Below are 17,122 nucleotides of genomic sequence, written 5' to 3' on the forward strand. Positions count from 1 at the left end.
ATGACCACCTACCATCGGTTCCGCTCCTCCAGGAGGAAGCGCCACGTTCGACTGAAGGGGCTTTCGCCTGTCCAATCGGTTGGTAGGTCTAGCGCCCACACATCATGGAGGAAGTCGAAGTTGGAACCCGCCACAACCCAGAGTCGGTCTGAGAATACAAGGGCTGAATGCGCCATCCGCGGTACCCACATTTTCGAGAGATAGGGGTACCACACTGCTCCATCCTTGGAGTACCAGATATCGTCTGATCCCGCCCGGGTCGATGGAACCAGTCCTCCCATACTCCATAAGGCGCCGCGAAACGACGCGCTGGCTGACCAGATGCGGCCAGGCCATTCTGCCATCGCTGTTTTCCTGGTCCAGGAACGACCGTCGGGGCTGCACCATACGTCTTGGTAAGCGGCGGCTTTCTTGCCCCAATAGCCCCCGCCCAGAATCCAAATCTGTCCTTCGTGAACAACCGCGTTGTGGAAGGCACGAGCTTGCCAAGGTGCGTTTTGAACGACCTGCGTCCACGTCGTCCCATTGTCAGTAACCCAGACGTCGTTGAAGTTTGGCTCCGTGCCCTCGTTTCTCGGATGCCGAGTGCCGCCGAGCAGCCAAAGCCTTCCCGAAAAAGATACGAGTGCGCCGCCTCCGCGTGGTGACCAATCTGCCTCTCCAGCTCGGGTCCAGCTTCGCCCATCTTGGGATGACCAAATTTCAGCGACTGGCGCAAAGGTGTCGCCGTCTTGATAGAAGCCGCCCATTCGCCAAAGCCGTCCTGCGAATGCAATGACCATCGATTGAACGGTAGGGCTCCATGGAGCTTGATCTAGCTCTTTAGTCCAGGTCAGACCTTCCGCGGAACTCCAGCAATCACTGAGCCCCTGTGGTGTTTTCGCTGGAGTACCTCCAATCAGCCAAATTCGGTTTTCATGAATGACCAAACCTGCGTTGTCCCTTGGCGCCCAGGGAGCATCCGAGGTCACTGCTTTCCAAGACGGGTCCGGCGCGGGGCGATAGGAGGCTATCCCTACGGCCCCGCTTATCAGCCCTCCGACGAGTATGAGGCGCCGGGTAGGTGGTCTAGGATTCATCACGCTGCTCCGTTGTTCTTTCTGTCTAGACCAAGAAAATCGTAGCACTTCAAGTAAATGGATTGTTCGATGGATGAACAAACCGACACTTCGCTTGCCTTGTGCAATTGGATGCTGTTAGAGGAAGGCTATCTTTCACGTCCCCTTTTCGTGTGACGGAACCATGTCTTCTACAACGCGGGGGTAAGAGTGGGCATGATGGGGCTGGGCCTACTTGACCGCGGACGTATGAACCGTGGTACGGATTTGCTGGGCTACGCTAGCTTCATGGGGGCTGCGCGGTCGAACATTCGCGGCAACTTTCCTAATCGCGCGGATACCAGGGCCTCACCAAAGAAAAGACCTCACGTTCTCTTCTATCGCGGGGGAGGAAAAGTGCGCTTACAATGTGCGCTTGGATCCGCGGCCGCTGCAGTCTCCGAGTGTGCATCGACATCAAATTGCATTCTCGCGCTGCCAACCTTCGCCGAGATCGCCATTGGTCAGCAGACTGCTGTCATTGATCCGGTTCGCACAATTGACTAATCCTCGGCGGTCGGTTCGCCTGGCGCAGTCCCTCGTGGCGTCGGGATTTGGTCCACTTGCGTCGCAGGCTTTCTCAATCGCGCTTGTTCCTGTTTTGTTTCGGATGTATGAGCCGTCTGATTTCGGTGTCTGGGCGGCCATCCAGGCCGTGGCGATAATCGTCGGCTCGCTGCTCTCGTTTCGCTTTGATCTGGCCCTGGTAATCGAGCGCGACTCCGAGGCGGCGAGTAGTCTCTTCCTAGCCACGATCGTTCTCGTGTGTGTCATGTCGCTCGTGCTGGGCGCCGTGACCGTTATATTCACGAGGTCCATTCAACAACTCGGAATCGGGCTGATGCCTGTAGCGCTGGGTTGGTGCTGGTTGTGGCTCGTGGGTCTTGCAGTCGTATTCCAGGCTTGGTTGATGCGGGAGGGGGCGTTTGCTCGAATCTCGACGGGTGTTGTGCTGAATGCGATCACGGCTAATCTCGTCCAGTTGGGAGGGGGCTTTAGCGGCGAGGGCGTGTGGCTGATCGTTGGCAGTGTTGTTGGGCAGGGAACTGCTACGCTTTTCTATGTTTGTAGCATTCAAAGGTCCGCTGAGCGGCCGGCCTGTTCGATGGATGTCAGGGGGATGATGTCTGCCTTGATGCGCAACAGGCGCTTCCCGCAGTTCTCGCTGCCCTTCACGGTTCTTTCCCTGCTACGCGAGCGAGCGCCTATCTTCATAATTGGAGCATTCAGCACGGCTTCGCTGGTCGGAGTCTACAGCCAAGCTTGGAGATTGACGCATCTTCCATCCGCATTCACCAGTGCCTCTCTTAGACCCGTGTTCTTTCACCGCGCAGCGACGCAAGGACTTGCCGCTCAAGGTGACGCGGTCGATCAGATCATGCGATGGCTGCTCATCGTGAGTAGCCCATGGATTGCCCTGCTCGTGTTCGGAGGAGACGAGCTCTTCATGCTCTTGCTCGGATCTCGATGGCAGGGCGCGGGATGGTTCTCCGCAATGCTCGTGGTGCCGGCATCTCTATTCATGATGACAAATTGGATGGACCGACTGCTTGATTCCATTGGCCGTCAGGATATCAATCTGAGGCTCGAGGCCGTTGCAGCAATCAGCTCTGTCGGTTCTCTTTGGGCGATGCTGGCTTCGGGCCGAACGTTGACCGAAGCCGTTGCCCTGCAAAGCGTGATGCTGACGTTGAGCTACCTTGCGTTTCTCTGGATCTGCTACGGTGCCGCGGGTTGGTCCCGCTCTGTATTATTGAGGTCGATTGCAATTTCCGGGGTTCTCGGAGCGGCAATCTATGTCATGCTTTCCATACTCGGGCAGCTGCTTGCGCCAGTGGCCGTGATTGCGTTGGGCGCCTTGTTGGGCGGCGCCATCACAGCCATAACCTTGTTGAGAGCTGGGAAGGAGTTGCGATGATCACCATTATCGACTACGGCGTCGGCAATCCCGGTGCTCTCGTCAATATGTTCGACTTTATTGGCTACGAGGCACGAATTACTAATCAGGCCTCGGACATCCTCGAAGCTAGTCACCTGCTGTTGCCCGGAGTCGGTGCGTTTGATGCGGCCATGCAGCGGTTACACAATTCAAATCTCATTCCGGCACTCGAGAAAGCTGCTTTTGGCCAAAGAACCCCATTGCTGGGAGTTTGTCTCGGTATGCAACTGCTCGGCCGCGGTAGCGAAGAGGGAGCTACCAAGGGACTCGGCTGGATCCCTGCCGATACTGTCCGAATGCGCCCCGACCCTGCAGTGAAGCTGAAGGTTCCGTTCATGGGATGGGCGGACATCGAAGCTGCGCCGAGCGCGAGGCTACTCGACAGTGGCAGCGAGCTTTGCTTCTACTTTACCCACAGCTATTGCATGGAATGCGACTATGCCAGCGATGTCGCTGCGACCTATCAGTACGGCCGCCCAGTTGTTTGCTCTGTGCAGCGCGATAATATTTATGGAGTGCAGTTCCATCCAGAAAAGAGCCACCGGTTTGGCATGAAGCTGCTAAGCAATTTCGTCGAGAGATCCGCAGTATGAGACCCCGCGTCATTCCGGTTCTCCTGCTTGATAGCCGCCGTCGACTTGTGAAGACGCGCCGTTTTGGTGAGCCCGTCTATGTCGGTGATCCATTCAACGTCATTCGTATCTTCAACGAAAAGGAAGTGGATGAGATCTGCTTGCTCGATATCAACGCAACGGCTGAAAAAAGGCGGCCAGACGTTGGTTTCATTCGCGAGCTCGCGAGTGAGTGCTTCATGCCCTTGAGTTACGGCGGCGGTGTTACATCTGTCGCGGACGCGACGCCTATATTCGCGGCGGGCGTTGAAAAGGTGGTCCTTGGTCGGGCGGGAGCGGACACGCGCGCGGTCCGGGCGCTTGCCAACGATTTTGGATCCCAAGCCGTCACGGTCTGTGTCGATTGCACGCGCGCGAATGGCACTTGGCGAGTCGCACGGGATCGTTGTCGTGTCGTTACCGATATCGATCCTGTCACCTTTGCAAAGGCCGCCGAAGATTCCGGTGCTGGTGAAATCTTGCTGCAAAATGTCGATCGAGACGGAGAGCGCGGCGGCTACGACCTTGCCCTCATCTCCCAAGTCTCCCGCGCCCTCGCGGTGCCGTGTGTTGCGTTGGGAGGCGCTGGTGAGCTGCAGCATCTAAGGGATGGTCTCACGGCAGGTGCCAGCGCTGTCGCTTCTGGAAGCGCGTTCGTTTTTGTTGGTCGCCTTCGAGCCGTCCTTATCACCTATCCTTCAAGCAGTGAGATACGGCGTCTGCACGCAACTCTGCAGAGGGGCGTCTGATGCTGCAGAAGAACCGAAGTTACCAAGTCTGTTCATACTGCGTGATGGATAACACAAATCCGGGAATCGCCTTCGACAGCAGCGGACAATGCAACTGCTGTCGCGACGCCATTGCACGCAAGCCTTACGAATGGTGGCCCAACGATGAGGGGCGAGGACGCTTAAACGCGATCGTCGACAACGTTCGAAACCAAATGAGCAACAGGCCGTATGATGCCATCATAGGGTTGAGCGGCGGGGTAGATAGCGCTTATGTGGCGCATCTGCTGGCAAGGGAATACGGTCTTCGCCTTTTAGCAGTGCATGTAGATGGTGGCTGGAATACACAAGCCGCTGTTCGAAACATCGAATTGGTGGTGAGGAGCTTAGACATTGATTTGCATACCGAGGTGATCGAGTGGGAGGAAATGCGTGACCTCCAGCTGGCATATCTCAGTGCCTCGGTTCTCAATCAAGATGCGCCTCAAGATCATGCATTCTTCTCCACCCTTTACAAGTTGGCCAAAAAGTACAATCAAAAGTATTTCTTTAGCGGAGTTAACTTCAGCAGTGAGAGCATTCACATCCCGGCAGGTGGTTATCCAGCGATGGATGCGCGCAACCTGAAGGCGATCCATCGTGCACATGGCGCAACTTCGCTTCGAACTTTTCCCGTCATGAGTTCGCTTCGGTATCTTTGGCTAGTAAAACTCCGAAGGCAGGTGCAAATAGTGAAGCCTCTCAATTATCTGCCCTACGACAAAGAGGCTGCAAAGCGCTTGTTAGTGCAGACTTACGGCTTCGTAGATTACGGCAGCAAGCATCAAGAAAGTCGATTTACGAAGTTCTACCAAGAGATCTACCTTCCGGCTCGCTACTCCTTCGATAAGCGCAGACTGCATTATTCAGCCCTAATAGTTGCGGGGCAAATAACCCGCGATCGTGCGATAAAAGAGCTAAGTGTTCCTTTGATAACCGAACAGCAGGCGATGAGAGATAAGCGCTTTGTAGCAAAGAAGCTCGGAATTGAATTCTTGGAGCTAGAACGCCTGATGGCATTGCCAGCGATTCCACACGAGCACTATGCAAACAACGCGGCCCTCTATAGGTTGAACCACGCTTTGCGGCGACTGGTCCCGAGGTTCTCATGATCATCTCATTAACCTACGTCGCGGCCGCTTTAGCGATCTATGGTGCAGCACTCTATCTAGTGTACCGATTGGAGCCTCGCATCACTGCGTCTTCGATCTTAATCTGCTTCCTATTTTTGATTTACGGTCCGCCTTATATCGCCTACATGCTGCTTCGCAGGCCCATCTCGGCAGTCGATTACCTGATTTCCACTTCTGTTGATTTCGACCAGGTGGTCATTGGTCAAAATGTGTCGATTGCGCTGATGTTCGTCTCTGTGATTGCGGGCATAGAGCTATCAAATATGTTGATGACTAGCTCGATCTCGAAGATGCAAGAACATCTTGGAGGGTGGAACGAGCAACCGCTTATGTCATCGTCAAAGAGGTCGTTGGGGCTATTCAGCGTAGTTCTCGCGCTCGCGATTTTCATGGGATGGACATCGTACCGGGAGGGTCACTTTCAGGTCCTGTCGGGATATCTCTCCGTACGAGGAGATGAATTTGCTAAGATCGCTTACCGCCAGCAGCACGGTGGGAGCCAAAGTTATCTTTACAATTGTATCGCAGCTTCCATCGCGCCGATGATGATAGTCTGGGCAGCTCTCGCAGGATGGGCGCAGCGATGGTGGCCACTGCTGGCGGCGGCCGCTTTGCTCGTTATGACGACTTTGTTAGCAAAGCTCGAGACGCTCAATAAGGCTCCTACTGCCTTGTTTCTCCTTCAACTCGGCTTCGTGGGGTATTTATTGTTTCGAAATAACCTGAACTGGCGCATAGCAGTCGGGGGTCTCGCGGTCACGATATTGATTTTCGTTCCGATATTTCAGCTAGCAATTCCGGGTATGAACGTGACTGAAGCGCTTGGATTCTTCTATTATCGGGCGTTCGATTACTCGAACGCGGCACTGTTGGAGTACTTTGGAGCGTTCCCTTGGAGGCTTCATCACATGTGGGGAGCCAATATCCGATGGCTAGCCACGCTATTGAATTGGCAATGGACCCCATCTTACGACGTGGTGGCGAAGCTGTGGAGGTCGGCCGAAGGGACGCATACGACCGCTATGTTTATTGCAGATGCATGGGTCGACTTTTCCTATGCGGGCGTAGTCATATACAGCGTAGTGGCAGGCGCGGTCTGTCGCGCTATAGATGCGGTGTTTCTCAGGGAGGGAAAGACAGCGGTCGCGGTAGCGGCTCTGGCCGCGGCGTTCATCGGAGTCTACAACTTGATGATCTCGGCGCTTCCTACTTCGATTCTGTCCGGCGGATTGGGACTGCCGTTGATTGTCGCGCTCCTGCTTGGAATCGACAAGCGGTTGAGGCCCGAGGAACATGACAAGGGAGCCGAGGCTGCGCCTATCGTCTTGGACACTGGGACGGGGAGCTAATGCTGACGACGTTGCCCATACGCATTCTTGATGTCTTAATGGGATGGAAGGCATGGAGGTCAGGGGCGGTTTCCGTCGGAAGCGGAACCTCGTTGGTTTGGCGCCGGCTTCGTCGTGTTCATGGCAATCGATTGAGAGTTGGGGAAGGCTCTATTGTCCACGCGAATATCATTTTTGAAAGCCGGGGGGGCGACGTTTCAATTGGTGATCGGACATATGTTGGCCTATCGACTGTCATTTGCTTTCAGCAGATTTCCATCGGAAATGACGTCCTCGTATCTTGGGGCGCAACGATCGTTGACCACGATTCGCACAGCCTTGATTGGAATCTGCGTCGGGACGACGTGCGCGAATGGTCGCGCAATCGGAAGGACTGGACTCACGTGCCCAGCGCGCCAGTGGTAATTGCCGATAGGGCTTGGGTAGGATTTAATGTCACAATATTGAAGGGGGTGACTATCGGCGAAGGTGCTGTTGTTGCTGCGTGTTCCGTTGTGACGCGAGATGTTCCACCTCGTGCCCTCGTTGCGGGAAATCCGGCTCGGCTAATTCGGATGCTGAGTAACGGTGACGAACTAGCGCAATGAGGATTTTCCAGAACAACGGGCTCTCGCGCGGATTCCGAAGCTACCGCACCAGGCCCCGCCGCAACACATTCCGCCAGCAGATTCTGGATTTCCTGGGTACTCGATTCGCTGCCTTGCATATTCTGTCTCCCGTACTGGATGGCGACGCACGAGCGTTCTATACAAACGGTGATGATCAGCGATTACAGACAGCCTGGGCGGTAGAGCAGGGTCTCCAAACGAGCAATTTGACGAAAATACTTCTTGCCCAGATCGAGCACCACAATACCGAGGTCTTCTACAATCTCGATCCAATGCTATATGCCTCCGATTTCGTAAAAAGGCTGCCGGGCTGTGTCAGGCACACCATATGCTGGCGTGCAGCACCTTCGGGCAATGTAGATTTGAGTGAATACGACCTTGTCGTCTGCAATTTTCCCTCGATACTGCAGGATTGGGAGAGAAAGGGATGTCGAGTAGCGTATTTCGCGCCAGCATATGATCCTTCAATGAGCGAATATGCGGGTAGGACCACCAAACCACTAGACTTGATATTCGCTGGAGGTTTTTCGCGCCATCACATCGCGAGATCGGCGATATTGGGTGTGGCGGCTGGCCTTCAGGGCGTACAGTCGAGTTTCCATCTCGAGCAGGGGCGGCTGACGCGGGTTGCGAATGCGTTTCCGTTCATACCTTTGCTGAGCAACTTCGCGTACCCGCGTCAAGTCGCAGAGCGGGCTCTGAAGCCTCTCTACGGGCGAGAAATGTACTCGGCATTCGCGAGCGCGAAAATCGTCCTGAACGGGGCGGTCGATATGGCTGGAGCCGACCGGGGAAATATGCGTTGCTTTGAAGCAACTGGTTGCGGTTCGGTCTTGCTGACGGACGCCGGCAATTACCCCGAAGGGTTCGTTGATGGAGAAACGATGCTGACCTATTCCGCGCCCAGTGAGATCGCATCGCTGGTTCATCGACTGCTGGCCGATCCATCCTGGGCATCGTCGATCGGGGAGGCTGGACACCGCATGGTGAAGAGTCTGTACAGCAAGGCAAGACAATGGAATCGTTTCAAGGAGCTAGTGGGGTGAAATTGGCTATGGTCTCGCACTCATGAATGCTGCATTGAAAGGCACCTGGGAAGACGCCGTGTGCTGGCTCCGCAAACAACCGGAGCAACGGCAGCTCGTCCTGGACGCCTTCTATGACGATCCGCTCATCGCAGCAGCCGAGAGGTACTTCCATTCTTCCGAATGGGAAGAGATATTACGTCTCTTGTCCAACAGGTCGGGCAGGGCGCTGGATGTTGGCGCGGGCCGGGGAATAGCGAGCTATGCCTTGGCTCGCAGTGGATTCGAAGTTACTGCGCTCGAGCCTGACCCGAGCGCAATTGTCGGGGCTGGCGCAATCCGCGATCTCGTGGCGGAAAGCGGGCTCGGCATCGACGTCGTGGAACAATTCTCGGAGCAACTACCCTTCGACGAAGCAACTTTTGATGTTGTTTTCGCACGCGCTGTACTTCACCACACTCGTGACCTTGAGAACGCATGCAGCGAGATGTATCGAGTGCTCAAGCCAGATGGTTTGCTCATAGCTGCAAGAGAACACGTGATCACTAAGGATGCGGACCTGCCTAGGTTTCTTGCGCTACATCCGCTCCACCATCTATATGGGGGAGAACATGCGTTTCGGTTGGATCGATATCTGGCCGCGCTAAGGCAAGCGGGGTTCCGCTTTACTGAGGTGCTTTTGCCGCTTAAGAACCCCATTAATCTCTACCCTTACACGATCGATCGCATTCGCGAAGAGGTCATCACAAGATGCTCGCGCAGACTTCCTATTGCATCAATCTTGCGGGCTGTGACTCCACGAATGCTAATTAAACTAGCTTTATCGGTTGCTACCCGTTTCGACAATCGACCAGGGCGACTGTACACTTTTGTCGCCTATAAGTAGGCGCTCGACTTTGCTTGTTCGCCTAGAGGGACACTGCGCGCGGTCGACGGTCTGTGAGTGCTGCAGCGTGGCGCTGTTGACCCACCGCGCTAAAACGAGCTGTTGAGGTCGACAAAAGAGTCCATGAAGCCACCGATCCCAGGTGCGGCGGGCTTGGATTTCGCGTTAGAGCCAAAGAATGAGGCGCTGCAATTTGGGAACTGAGGATCTTCGGCGCTCAGAAATGATGCGCGGTCCGCTGTCGGATTAGCGATTCCGAGATAGCTGTCTGGAAAGCCAAGTTCGAGCGGAACGAGATGGATCAGCTTTTTAGGCCTAGGACTTGATTTAAAAGGGGTATCTCGAATATAGACGACCCTACGTTCGACCAGCGGGCGCAACGGAAGGGATCGCTGAATGATCAGGTTTGGCCTGCTCGGATGCGGGCGTATCGCCAAGCGTCACTCGGAGCTGTTGGGAAGTGGTCAAATTGAGGGAGCACGCCTCGTTGCGGTCTGCGATGTAGTTAAGGCTCGCGCCGATGCTGTCGCCACGAAGTTTGCAGTCCCGGCGTACGACGATTTGAACGAGTTTCTCGCGCGCAGCGACATGGATGCCGTCGCGGTCCTGACGCCGAGCGGCATGCATCCCGAGCACGCCATTGCCTGTTCGCGCGCCGGCAAGCACGTCGTCGTCGAAAAGCCGATGGCACTTCGATTGCAGGACGCCGATGACATGATCCGCGCCTGCGACGAAGCCGGCGTGAAGCTGTTTGTCGTCAAGCAGAACCGCTTCAACGTTCCGGTAGTCAAGGCGCGCGAGGCGCTGGACGCCGGCAGGTTTGGCCGGCTCGTCCTCGGCACTGTGCGGGTGCGCTGGTGTCGAGACCAGAGCTATTACGATCAGGATGCCTGGCGGGGCACCTGGGCCTATGACGGCGGCGTGCTAACCAACCAGGCCAGCCACCATATCGATATGCTGGAATGGTTTTTCGGAGACGTGGTAAGCGTTCATGCCCGCGCAGCTACCGCCTTGGTGAAGGTCGAGACTGAAGACACTGCGGTCGCGACACTAAAATTCCGCAACGGCGCCCTCGGTATCATCGAGGCGACAACGGCCGTTCGGCCAAAGGATCTCGAAGGCTCTCTTTCGATCCTTGGCGAGAAGGGCACGGTCGAGATCGCGGGGTTCGCGGTCAACCAGATCAGGCACTGGAATTTCGTGGACGAGTTGCCGAGCGACAAGGTCGTCGTCGAGAAGTTCTCGGTCAATCCGCCGAATGTCTACGGCTTCGGCCACCAGGCCTATTATCAGCACGTCGTCGACTGCCTGTTGCATCAGAGCGCTGCATTGGTCGACGGCCTGCAGGGCCGTAAGAGTCTCGAATTGATCTCCGCCCTCTACGAGTCGATAGAGACTGGGCAGGAAGTCGCGCTTCGTTTCGAGCCGCGACGGAGCAAGCTCGGTGTGATCTCGTGAGCGGCAAGCCGCAGATGCACCAGGTTGCGGTGCGCGACGTCAAGTTCGGTGAGCGTGTCAAGGTGGTTGAGCCCTGCAATCTTTACGGCTGTGAGATCGCGGACGACTGCTTCGTCGGCCCGTTCACCGAGATACAGACCGGAGTAACCGTCGGCCCGCGAACCCGTGTGCAGTCGCATGCCTTCATCTGCGAACTGGTATCGATCGGCCACGATTGTTTCGTCGGACACGGTGTGATGTTCATCAACGATACCTTTTCCATCGGTGGGCCGGCACGCGGGCGCCGTGAATTGTGGCGCGCGACGAAGATTGGCAATCGCGTTTCGATCGGCTCGAACGCCACCATCATGCCGGTTTCCATCGCCGACGACGTCGTGATCGGAGCGGGCTCCGTGGTCACGAAAGACATCATCGAGCCCGGCAGCTACGCCGGAAATCCCGCCCGCCGCCTCAAGGCCAAAACCTAGGGAATAGCATCCATGCCGGTACCTTACGCGGATCTCGGGCTCCAGTATCAGTCGATCAAGGATGAGATCGATGGCGCAATTGCTGCAGTCATCCGCGATAGCGCCTTCATCCGGGGGCACTATGTCGATTCCTTCGAGCGGCAGTTTGCGGCTGCGGCGAACGTCAAGCACTGCGTATCCTGCGCGAACGGCACTGACGCACTCCACCTCGCGATGGCAGGGCTCAAGGTCAAGCCGGGTGATGAGGTCATCACGACCGCGCATTCCTGGATATCGACGTCGGCGATGATTACTCATGCTGGCGCGCAAGTCGTGTTCTGCGATACCGACGGCGTGACCTTCACGATTGACCCGGCGGCAATCGAAGCCGCGATCACGCCGCGGACGGTCGGAATCATTCCGGTGCATCTCTACGGTCAGCCGGCGGACATGGACGCGATCATGGCGATCGCGCACAAGCATGGGCTCTGGGTTGTCGAGGACTGCGCCCAGGCACATCTGGCCTGCTACAAGGACCGGATGGTCGGAACGTTCGGCGCGGCCGCGACCTATTCGTTCTACCCTGGCAAGAATCTCGGCGCTATGGGCGATGCTGGCGCTGTCGTCACCAACGACGCTGAACTTGCAGAATACATGACTATGGTGGCGCGCCATGGCGGCCTCATCAAACATCAGCACAACATCGAGGGCATTAACAGTCGGCTCGATGGGATGCAGGCAGCAATTCTTTCCGCGAAGCTGCCACATCTCGCTGCCTGGACGAAAGCGCGGCAACATGCGGCTGCGATCTACGATGCCAGCCTCAATCAGATAGAAGGAGTGGAGGTGCCGCAGGTCGCACTCGGCCGCAGCCACGTCTATCACCTCTACACGATCCGTCATCCGCGCCGCGATGCGCTAGCCGCTCATCTCAGTTCCAGGGGGGTACAGACTGCGATCAATTATCCGACCGCATTGCCATTTCTTCAGGCCTATAAGCGGTTCGATCATAGCGCGCATCAGTTTCCGAATGCATACCGTGATCAAAACAGTATTCTCTCGCTCCCAATGTATGCCGAGATCACTAGTGAACAGCAGGAAATAGTTGTCGATTGCATTCGCTCCTTCTAGTTGGGCATGCCTTTGTCAAGGCAGGACAAAGACGGGGGTGAGATATTGTTATGACTATCTGGATCACCGGTGCCAACGGCTTTATTGGAAGATATCTGACGCGCGAGCTGGCCGACCGAGGACTCGCTGTACATGGCCTTGGCCATGGGGCGATTGCAGAGCCCGACAAGCACTATCTCGGAATGCGCAATTGGTTGAACGGTGAGATCGAGCCTGCCAATCTCAATGCGTTGGCAGCGCAAGCGGGGTTACCAAAGGTCGTCTTCCATTTGGCCGGCGGATCCTCCGTTGGAGTGTCCATCGCGCAGCCCTACGAAGATTTTTCGCGCACGGTACTAACCGCGGCTCATCTGCTGGAGTGGCTGCGTACAACTGCGCCGGAGTGTCACGTTGTGGTCGTGTCTAGTGCGGCCGTCTATGGCTCCGCACTTGTGGAGCGCATTTCTGAAAGCGCAACGACCGCGCCCGTATCTCCCTATGGTCAGCATAAACTCATAGTCGAGCAGCTCAGTCGTAGCTATGCCAGCACATTCGGCTTGCAAAGCACAGTCGTGCGGCTCTTTTCGGTCTACGGCGCCAATTTGCGCAAGCAATTGCTTTGGGATATTTGCATGCGTTTGCGGGACGGGGCTGCCACGTTGACACTCGGGGGTACGGGGAGAGAACAGCGCGATTGGACAGAGGTCCGTGATGTGGCGAAGTTGTTAGCGCGCGTTGGGTGCAATCCGCCGGATCAAGCAGTCGAAATCATCAATGGAGGCTCGGGCATTGGAACGTCCGTTGCCGATGTAGCTCAATACGTCACGCATGCTTGGGGGGTAAATGTTCCGGTGGAATTTTCAGGTATAGCACGGCCGGGCGATCCTCTATGCCTGGTCGCAGATCCCAGTCGGCTGAACACATTATCCTTTGAATGGGAAATTGCCGTTCGAACGGGCATTGCCGAGTACGTCACTTGGTTCAAGGGGCAATTTCCTTGACTCGGCCGCCCCTCCGTGTCGGCTTCACTTTCATTCCCCGCAGGTTGCATGCAGGGGGGTTCAACTATCTCAAAAATCTGTTTGAGGCTCTTCACAGATATCAGCCCGGCCAACTCGAGCCGGTAACATTTGCGGGCCTGTCGGACGATGACAAGGACTTGGCGAGTTTTTTGCAGATTCCAAGCGTCGAAGTCGTAAAGCATAAGGCGTTCGAACGCGATCATTCTGGGTTGACCAGTGCGCTCATTGCCGGAATAGACCATGCGGCCGCTGCTGCCTTTGATGCGCAGAGAGTTGACGTCGTCTTCGAGCATGCTCGGTTTTTCGGTTGGCGCCTTCCATTGCCGACCGTCGCCTGGTTTCCGGATCTGCAGCACAAAAGCCTGCCTCAGCTGTTTTCCGTGACCGCGCGTTGGCGTCGTGAGCTTGGATTTCGTGCGCAGCTTGCCGCACGACGAACGATCGTTCTGAGCAGCGATAGTGCATTGAAGGACTGCAGGCGCTTCTATCCGGGCGCGACAAATCAGTTCTCGGTCGTCAGGTTCGCCAGTTACCCGACTAACGACCTTGTTGCAGCGGACCCTCGCGAGATTATCAGCCTTTATGACTTGCCGGAGCGATACTTTTATCTACCGAATCAGTTCTGGCGACATAAGAACCACCAATTGGTGCTCGATGCACTGGCGATTTTGGCTGAGCGGGGTATAAAAATTGTAGTTGCGGTATCAGGTGGGCCCGACGAGCCGCCCAGAACCTTCAACGGCATCATGCGAGAGGTTGAGGAGCGCGGGCTCAAGGAAAACTTTCGCTACTTGGGGATGATTCCTCTCGCGCACGTCTACGCGCTACTCAGGGCATGCCAGGCACTGATCAACCCCTCACGGTTTGAAGGCTGGAGTACGACCGTGGAAGAAGCGAAGTCGTTTGATGTACCCATGATCTTATCGGACCTGGACGTACATCGCGAACAGGCTGGTGGTGCGGCTGTGTACTTCAGCGTCGACGATGCCGCGGCTCTTGCCCGATGCCTTGCCGAAGCTATATCGAGAGACGAGGCCTTCCAGGTAAGGCAGCTGGGATCCTCGGTCGAACGGCGCGTTGCCAAGTTCGCCGAAGAGTTTGCGGATGCCATAAAGAGTGCTGCGGCAGCCGGTTCTTCAATCTCGCGACGTGTCAGGTAGCATCGGTCAGGGAGTTTCCGCACCCGATGTGTCACGATGCATCGTTGGTCTTCCGGGCGTTCTCGGTTTCACCCACGACTCTGCCACGGTCTTCGACGCGGTCAGGCTGCTGCGGGAAGACGAGGACATCCACTTCATCCTCTCGGGATGGGGCGTTGGCTGGGAAGGACCTCTGAGAACGTGTTAGCGTGCTCCGTCAGATACGCCGAGTAGGCGCGCCGAATTCCAAGTTCTCGCGAGGTCGTCGCGCGTCAGCCCGGGTTTGCGGGTCGGCTGACGTCGAGCAGTTTGCGCAGCGTGCCGTCGGGCCGCGAGATGTCGAAGTGATTTCGCCGCGGTAGCCTACGATTTCCATCGGCTGGATGCAGCTGGTCGAGAAGACTGGCAGCCCTGAGCCTGGCCAGGCGGTCACAAGCCGAGGCGGTTTGGGAAGACCGCACAATCTGGCTGTCTTGGCGGATCAGGGAGGTGGTTTCACCATTCGTGCCCTCGTTGACGATTTTGCAGGTCGCGCCTTGAGCGTCGGCTACCCCTCGGCGTCGACTTCTTACATGCCGACAAACTCAGCTTCAAAAAAGGTGGCGGCTGGGAAACGCCATCACCCGGGGTCGCGCGGCGGCGACCCCAAGGACAAAATATCAATGTCGCGTCGAAGCCGCATGCGACAGAACCCTACTAGCCAAGAAGTCTTCTCCACAAAAGAGCTTCTGCCCTCATGCTATTTTTGCTGGTTAGTCAACTAAAGTCATCCCGCAACAGTCGTATGATTTGCCGATAGCGAAGCAGTGAGGCGCGCCCACTATATTTCATTGCAGAAACAGCCGCCAAGCGGCCCCGGTCAACAGTTACGCTTCGATCGGCCGCCGCATGCAATATCGCTTGCGCAAGGGCAGTTGGATCCTCAGGGGATACGACCCAACCGATGTCCTCCTCGGTAACCGCAAGCCCGGCCTCGGAATTGACTTCCGTCCCGACGATCACGGCGCGCCCGACGGCAAGGAAATTGTAGAGGCGGCTCGGAATAGAGACCCCGGCAACATTGCGCCGGTAGGGAATGATCCAGGCATCGGCTGATGCGAGGAATTCGGCGAGCTGGTCCTCCGGCACGGGGTCCAGCAGGGTGACGTTCTTGAGGTTTTCCGAGGCTTGAAGGGTTTTCAGCTCGCCCCAGCCGATCCCCCACCCGGATAGCACGAAGTGAATGCTGGCGTCATGTCGCAGCAGCCGGGCGGCCTCGAACACAGTGCGAGGCGCGTGGGTGAAGCCAAGATTGCCGCACAGGCCAACGGCGAATTGCGCCGGGCCGGCCTTCCGCAAGGGATTGCCGGGATCCGGCTCGCGGAAGCCGATCGGAAGCAGCGTCCAGTTGGGGACGAAATGAATCTTCTCGGCGGTGACCCCGGGATAGCGCAACAGGAGGGGGGGCACATCGCGACCGATGACGAAGATTGCGTTGAGCGACCTGAACAGCCAGGCATTGGCAAGGCGCAGGGCGCGCGCGACGAGCGAACTCGGCTTGGCGATCCCGGCCACCTCGAGCGCTTCCGGATAGAGATCGTAGATGAGGAGCGCCGTTCTGGCGCCGCGCAGCCTTGCCGCCAGGGTGATAGCATAGGGCAGGGTGAACGGGCTCGTCACCGACATCACAACGTCATCCCGGCGCGCCCGCCGATAGACTGCCCAGAACATCCGTAGTGCCAGCATCGTGCTGGCGACGACACGCCGGCCGAGCGCGTGCTTGGGGGGCTTCCAGTTAGCAATCTCGATGACAGCAGGGGTGTCTTCAGCCGCCGGCAACTTGGCCGAGCCGGGCGTTCCCGACAGGACGATGGTCGACATGTCAAGGGCGATCGCGTTCGCAATCGCACCGAGATAGGTCGCCGTGGTGCTCGGGTCCGGCGGATAGAATTCCGTGGCTAGAATGAAGCTCGGAGTCTTGGCCACTATGTTATCCATTTGCCAGGAGCGGCAGGATGAAATCCCGCAGATTGCCGCCCGGAAAGAGGTGGCCCGGCAACCCGGCCGCACGCGCCGCTTCGATATCGGACGGCTTGTCGCCCACCAGGAAGCTCCGGCTTGCGTCGACGGGAAACTTGTCGAGGAGGTCCATGATCATGCCGGGCTGAGGCTTGCGCCGCTCGCTTGCACACCGGTAACGTTCGACCCGTCCATCCGGATGAAACGGGCAATATTCGAACGCATCGATCCGCGCACCATGCGCCGCCAGCTGGGTCGCCATCCAATCGTGCAGGGCATGGATATCGGTCTCCTGGTACAGCCCCCTCGCCACGCCCGACTGGTTGGTGACCACGAAGGCGAAATAGCCGGCATCATTGACCGCCTTCACGGCCTCGACCGCGCCGTCCATCCAGACGAACTTGCCAATCTCGAACAGATATTCGCTATCGACGTTCAGAACCCCGTCCCGATCGAAGAAAACGGCAGGGCGCAGCACCGGGTCGATCACTGTTCTCTCTGGGTCTCGGGACATTCCGGCTCGACAATCACGCT

15 protein-coding genes are annotated in these 17,122 nt (G+C 57.0%); 13 read left to right on the forward strand and 2 right to left on the reverse strand.

Annotated features, from left to right (window positions below):
* The first annotated feature begins 1,557 nt into the window (after positions 1-1,557).
* From BM222_RS14725 to BM222_RS14785, 13 genes are all read left to right on the forward strand, one after another.
* Positions 1,558-3,015 (forward strand): oligosaccharide flippase family protein, encoded by a 1,458-nt coding sequence (locus tag BM222_RS14725; protein ID WP_143105962.1) that lies wholly within the window; start codon positions 1,558-1,560, stop codon positions 3,013-3,015.
* Positions 3,012-3,629 carry an imidazole glycerol phosphate synthase subunit HisH gene (gene hisH, locus BM222_RS14730; protein WP_092228940.1) on the forward strand — a complete coding sequence of 206 codons (618 nt, stop codon included), beginning with the start codon at positions 3,012-3,014 and terminating at the stop codon, positions 3,627-3,629. The genes BM222_RS14725 and hisH overlap by 4 nt, the downstream gene beginning before the upstream one ends.
* Entirely contained in the window at positions 3,626-4,396 is a 771-nt protein-coding gene (locus tag BM222_RS14735; RefSeq protein ID WP_092228941.1) for a HisA/HisF-related TIM barrel protein, read from the forward strand. The genes hisH and BM222_RS14735 overlap by 4 nt, the downstream gene beginning before the upstream one ends.
* Positions 4,396-5,526 carry an N-acetyl sugar amidotransferase gene (locus tag BM222_RS14740; protein ID WP_092228942.1) on the forward strand — a complete coding sequence of 377 codons (1,131 nt, stop codon included), beginning with the start codon at positions 4,396-4,398 and terminating at the stop codon, positions 5,524-5,526. Before BM222_RS14735 ends, BM222_RS14740 begins: the two co-directional genes overlap by 1 nt.
* Positions 5,523-6,896, forward strand: coding sequence for a hypothetical protein (locus tag BM222_RS14745; protein WP_092228943.1), 1,374 nt, complete (start codon positions 5,523-5,525; stop codon positions 6,894-6,896). Before BM222_RS14740 ends, BM222_RS14745 begins: the two co-directional genes overlap by 4 nt.
* A 38-nt stretch (positions 6,897-6,934) precedes the next feature.
* A complete protein-coding gene (locus BM222_RS14750; protein ID WP_092228983.1) occupies positions 6,935-7,483 on the forward strand; it encodes an acyltransferase in 549 nt (182 codons plus the stop codon).
* A complete protein-coding gene (locus BM222_RS14755; RefSeq protein ID WP_092228944.1) occupies positions 7,480-8,550 on the forward strand; it encodes a glycosyltransferase family protein in 1,071 nt (356 codons plus the stop codon). The genes BM222_RS14750 and BM222_RS14755 overlap by 4 nt, the downstream gene beginning before the upstream one ends.
* Positions 8,551-8,572: 22 nt before the next feature.
* Positions 8,573-9,415: a class I SAM-dependent methyltransferase gene (locus BM222_RS14760; RefSeq protein ID WP_092228945.1), complete on the forward strand. Its 843-nt coding sequence runs from the start codon at positions 8,573-8,575 to the stop codon at positions 9,413-9,415.
* 396 nt (positions 9,416-9,811) lie between these two features.
* Positions 9,812-10,873 carry a Gfo/Idh/MocA family protein gene (locus BM222_RS14765; protein WP_092228946.1) on the forward strand — a complete coding sequence of 354 codons (1,062 nt, stop codon included), beginning with the start codon at positions 9,812-9,814 and terminating at the stop codon, positions 10,871-10,873.
* A gap of 14 nt (positions 10,874-10,887) precedes the next feature.
* The gene (locus BM222_RS14770; RefSeq protein ID WP_092228984.1) at positions 10,888-11,340 is read left to right on the forward strand and encodes an acyltransferase; all 453 of its coding nucleotides are present in this window, start codon (positions 10,888-10,890) and stop codon (positions 11,338-11,340) included.
* Between the two features lie 12 nt (positions 11,341-11,352).
* Positions 11,353-12,450, forward strand: a complete 1,098-nt coding sequence (locus tag BM222_RS14775; RefSeq protein WP_092228947.1) for a DegT/DnrJ/EryC1/StrS family aminotransferase — start codon at positions 11,353-11,355, stop codon at positions 12,448-12,450.
* Between the two features lie 50 nt (positions 12,451-12,500).
* A complete protein-coding gene (locus BM222_RS14780) occupies positions 12,501-13,430 on the forward strand; it encodes an NAD-dependent epimerase/dehydratase family protein (RefSeq protein ID WP_092228948.1) in 930 nt (309 codons plus the stop codon).
* Positions 13,427-14,611, forward strand: a complete 1,185-nt coding sequence (locus BM222_RS14785; protein WP_244547133.1) for a glycosyltransferase family 4 protein — start codon at positions 13,427-13,429, stop codon at positions 14,609-14,611. The genes BM222_RS14780 and BM222_RS14785 overlap by 4 nt, the downstream gene beginning before the upstream one ends.
* A 735-nt stretch (positions 14,612-15,346) precedes the next feature.
* On the opposite strand, the gene BM222_RS14790 is transcribed toward BM222_RS14785, so the two are convergent.
* Together BM222_RS14790 and BM222_RS14795 are read right to left on the reverse strand one after the other, a co-directional pair.
* On the reverse strand, positions 15,347-16,450 hold the full coding sequence (locus BM222_RS14790; RefSeq protein ID WP_177243225.1) for a glycosyltransferase family 4 protein: 1,104 nt from the start codon (positions 16,448-16,450) through the stop codon (positions 15,347-15,349).
* 109 nt (positions 16,451-16,559) lie between these two features.
* Positions 16,560-17,102: a D-glycero-alpha-D-manno-heptose-1,7-bisphosphate 7-phosphatase gene (locus tag BM222_RS14795; protein ID WP_092228951.1), complete on the reverse strand. Its 543-nt coding sequence runs from the start codon at positions 17,100-17,102 to the stop codon at positions 16,560-16,562.
* Positions 17,103-17,122: the final 20 nt, after the last annotated feature.

This window comes from Bradyrhizobium sp. Gha (assembly GCF_900113735.1).
Classification (GTDB): Bacteria; Pseudomonadota; Alphaproteobacteria; order Rhizobiales; family Xanthobacteraceae; genus Bradyrhizobium.

What these genes read in the sequence shown, in the direction of transcription:
- hisH (WP_092228940.1), top strand. Translation starts at nt 3,012, where the DNA reads ATGATCACCATTATCGACTACGGCGTCGGCAATCCCGGTGCTCTCGTC.
- BM222_RS14735 (WP_092228941.1), top strand. Translation starts at nt 3,626, where the DNA reads ATGAGACCCCGCGTCATTCCGGTTCTCCTGCTTGATAGCCGCCGTCGA.
- BM222_RS14740 (WP_092228942.1), top strand. Translation starts at nt 4,396, where the DNA reads ATGCTGCAGAAGAACCGAAGTTACCAAGTCTGTTCATACTGCGTGATG.
- BM222_RS14745 (WP_092228943.1), top strand. Translation starts at nt 5,523, where the DNA reads ATGATCATCTCATTAACCTACGTCGCGGCCGCTTTAGCGATCTATGGT.
- BM222_RS14750 (WP_092228983.1), top strand. Translation starts at nt 6,935, where the DNA reads ATGGGATGGAAGGCATGGAGGTCAGGGGCGGTTTCCGTCGGAAGCGGA.
- BM222_RS14755 (WP_092228944.1), top strand. Translation starts at nt 7,480, where the DNA reads ATGAGGATTTTCCAGAACAACGGGCTCTCGCGCGGATTCCGAAGCTAC.
- BM222_RS14760 (WP_092228945.1), top strand. Translation starts at nt 8,573, where the DNA reads ATGAATGCTGCATTGAAAGGCACCTGGGAAGACGCCGTGTGCTGGCTC.
- BM222_RS14765 (WP_092228946.1), top strand. Translation starts at nt 9,812, where the DNA reads ATGATCAGGTTTGGCCTGCTCGGATGCGGGCGTATCGCCAAGCGTCAC.
- BM222_RS14770 (WP_092228984.1), top strand. Translation starts at nt 10,888, where the DNA reads ATGCACCAGGTTGCGGTGCGCGACGTCAAGTTCGGTGAGCGTGTCAAG.
- BM222_RS14775 (WP_092228947.1), top strand. Translation starts at nt 11,353, where the DNA reads ATGCCGGTACCTTACGCGGATCTCGGGCTCCAGTATCAGTCGATCAAG.
- BM222_RS14780 (WP_092228948.1), top strand. Translation starts at nt 12,501, where the DNA reads ATGACTATCTGGATCACCGGTGCCAACGGCTTTATTGGAAGATATCTG.
- BM222_RS14790 (WP_177243225.1), bottom strand. Translation starts at nt 16,450, where the DNA reads ATGTCGACCATCGTCCTGTCGGGAACGCCCGGCTCGGCCAAGTTGCCG.
- BM222_RS14795 (WP_092228951.1), bottom strand. Translation starts at nt 17,102, where the DNA reads ATGTCCCGAGACCCAGAGAGAACAGTGATCGACCCGGTGCTGCGCCCT.